Origin of the sequence: Streptomyces glaucescens, from assembly GCF_002154375.1 — a bacterium.
Classification (GTDB): Bacteria; Actinomycetota; Actinomycetes; order Streptomycetales; family Streptomycetaceae; genus Streptomyces; species Streptomyces glaucescens.
Genome location: NZ_MUND01000416.1, coordinates 366 through 3568 on the forward strand (window position 1 = coordinate 366; position 3203 = coordinate 3568).

A 3203-nucleotide genomic window follows, 5' to 3' on the forward strand; every position below is an offset into this window, starting at 1 on the left:
ACCGCGACCGCGACCGCGACCGACGACAAACATGCCCGAAGGGCCGGGCACCCATGAACGAACTGGATGCTCCCGGCCCTTCGGGCACTACCGTGGCGCCACTACGGCGCCATCACTCACTTCTTGCGGCGCCGCCCGCCCTTGGCCTGCTTGCGCCGCTCCGCGCGGGTGAGACCGTCGGCGGAGGAGCGCACCGGCTCGTCCTCGGCGAAGTCGCCCTCGATGGTGCCGCCCTCGCCGTCCACGGTGGGCGCGGTGAAGTGCAGGTTCCGGCGCTGCGGGGCCTCCAGGCCCTTGGCGCGGATCTCCGGGCGCGAGGCGCCCGCCTGCGCCGGCACGGAGGAGTCCTGCTTGGTCAGCTCCGGCTTGGCGTCCTCGACCGGGACCTCCTCGACCTGCTGCTCGACCTGGACCTCCAGGTTGAACAGGTAGCCGACGGACTCCTCCTTGATGCCGTCCATCATGGCCTGGAACATGTCGAAGCCCTCGCGCTGGTACTCGACCAGCGGGTCCTTCTGCGCCATCGCGCGCAGGCCGATGCCCTCCTGGAGGTAGTCCATCTCGTAGAGGTGCTCGCGCCACTTGCGGTCCAGGACCGACAGGACGACCCGGCGCTCCAGCTCACGCATGATCTCGGAGCCGAGCTGCGCCTCACGCGCCTCGTACTGCTCGTGGATGTCGTCCTTGATCGACTCGGCGATGAACTCGGCGGTCAGACCCGCGCGGTCGCCGGCCGCCTCCTCCAGCTCCTCGATGGTGACCTTCACCGGGTAGAGCTGCTTGAAGGCGCCCCACAGCCGGTCCAGGTCCCATTCCTCGGCGAAGCCCTCGGCGGTCTCCGCGGCGATGTAGGCGTCGATCGTGTCGTCCATGAAGTGGCGGATCTGCTCGTGCAGGTCCTCGCCCTCCAGGACGCGGCGCCGCTCGCCGTAGATGACCTCACGCTGGCGGTTGAGGACCTCGTCGTACTTCAGGACGTTCTTACGCGTCTCGAAGTTCTGCTGCTCGACCTGCGACTGGGCGGACGCGATCGCGCGCGTGACCATCTTGTTCTCGATCGGCACGTCGTCCGGCACGTTCGCCATGGACATCACGCGCTCGACCATCTGGGCCTTGAACAGCCGCATCAGGTCGTCGCCGAGCGAGAGGTAGAAGCGCGACTCACCGGGGTCACCCTGACGGCCGGAACGACCGCGCAGCTGGTTGTCGATACGGCGGGACTCGTGCCGCTCGGTGCCGAGCACGTACAGGCCGCCGAGGCGCTCGACCTCCTCCTTCTCGGCCTTCACGGCCTCCTCGGCCCGCTTGAGCGCCTCGGGCAGGGCCGCGGCCCACTCCTCGATGTGCTCCTCGGGGTCGAGGCCGCGCTGGCGCAGCTCCGCTTCGGCGAGGTCCTCGGGGTTGCCGCCGAGCTTGATGTCCGTACCACGGCCGGCCATGTTCGTGGCGACGGTCACGGCACCCTTGCGGCCGGCCTGGGCGACGATCGACGCCTCACGGTCGTGCTGCTTGGCGTTCAGCACCTCGTGCTGGATGCCGCGCTTGCTCAGCTGCTGCGACAGGTACTCGGACTTCTCGACGGACGTCGTACCGACGAGGATCGGCTGCCCCTTGCGGTGCTTCTCCTCGATGTCGTCGACGACCGCGGCGAACTTCGCGACCTCGGTGCGGTAGATCAGGTCCGACTGGTCCTTGCGGACCATCGGCCGGTTGGTCGGGATCGGGACCACGCCGAGCTTGTAGATCTGGTGGAACTCGGCGGCCTCGGTCATCGCCGTACCGGTCATGCCGGAGAGCTTGTTGTAGAGGCGGAAGAAGTTCTGGAGGGTGATCGTGGCGAGCGTCTGGTTCTCGTCCTTGATCGGCACCCCTTCCTTCGCCTCGATCGCCTGGTGCATGCCCTCGTTGTAGCGGCGGCCGGCGAGGATACGGCCGGTGTGCTCGTCGACGATCATGACTTCGCCGTCGATGACGACGTAGTCCTTGTCCTTCTTGAAGAGTTCCTTGGCCTTGATGGCGTTGTTCAGGTAACCGACGAGCGGCGTGTTCACCGACTCGTACAGGTTGTCGATGCCCAGCCAGTCCTCGACCTTGCTGACGCCGGACTCGTGGATCGCGACCGTGCGCTTCTTCTCGTCGACGTCGTAGTCGCCGGTCTCCTCGATGCCCTTGAGCGGCTGGCCGGCCTCGCCGCGCTTGAGGCGCTGGACCAGCTTGGCGAAGTCGCCGTACCACTTGGTGGCCTGGTCCGCCGGACCGGAGATGATCAGCGGCGTACGGGCCTCGTCGATGAGGATCGAGTCGACCTCGTCGACGATGGCGAAATTGTGGCCGCGCTGGACGAGTTCCTCCTTCGACCACGCCATGTTGTCGCGCAGGTAGTCGAATCCGAACTCGTTGTTCGTGCCGTACGTGATGTCGCACGCGTACTGCTCGCGGCGCTGGGCCGGCGTCATGTTGGCGAGGATGCAGCCGACGGACAGACCCAGGAACTTGTGGACGCGGCCCATCATCTCGGAGTCGCGCTCGGCCAGATAGTCGTTGACCGTGATCAGGTGGACACCGTCGCCGGACAGCGCGTTCAGATAAGCGGGCAGCGTGCCGACCAGGGTCTTGCCCTCACCGGTCTTCATCTCGGCCACGTAGCCGAGGTGCAGCGCGGCGCCACCCATCATCTGCACGTCGTAGTGCCGCTGCCCGAGGACGCGCTTCGCGGCCTCGCGCACGGTGGCGAAAGCCTCGGGGAGGAGATCGTCAAGACTCTCGCCGTCGGCATAGCGCTGCTTGTACTCATCGGTGAGGGCCCGCAGCTCGGCGTCGGAGAGGTCGACGAAGTCCTCTTCGATGGAGTTGACCTGGTCCGCGATGCGGTGCAGCTTGCGCAGGATCTTGCCTTCGCCTGCACGCATGATCTTCGAGAGGACGGACACGGGGGTTGGTCTCCTTGCCGGTCGGGCCTGGGACGGTCGGTTTCCTTCTGACGTACTGAGCAACGGCCATCGTATGCGAGGACCCGGCCACGCCGGGAGGCCCGCAGTGACGCCTGCTGCGACGCCTGCACAGGGGACAACGGCCGGGAGTCGCGGATGGTGCCGCACGCCCCGGCCGAATGCCACGAATGGCGACCCCCTTCCCACCCATGGATACGCCCGAGGCCGCATGCCCTGGCCTCCCACCTGCCTCTTATACACATATGACGCTGC

General features: G+C 67.0%; 1 protein-coding gene. It reads right to left on the bottom strand.

The window, feature by feature from the left end:
- Nucleotides 1–116: 116 nt before the first annotated feature.
- Nucleotides 117–2930: a preprotein translocase subunit SecA gene (gene secA / locus CCN42_RS25670; protein ID WP_086173441.1), complete on the bottom strand. Its 2814-nt coding sequence runs from the start codon at nt 2928–2930 to the stop codon at nt 117–119.
- Nucleotides 2931–3203: the final 273 nt, after the last annotated feature.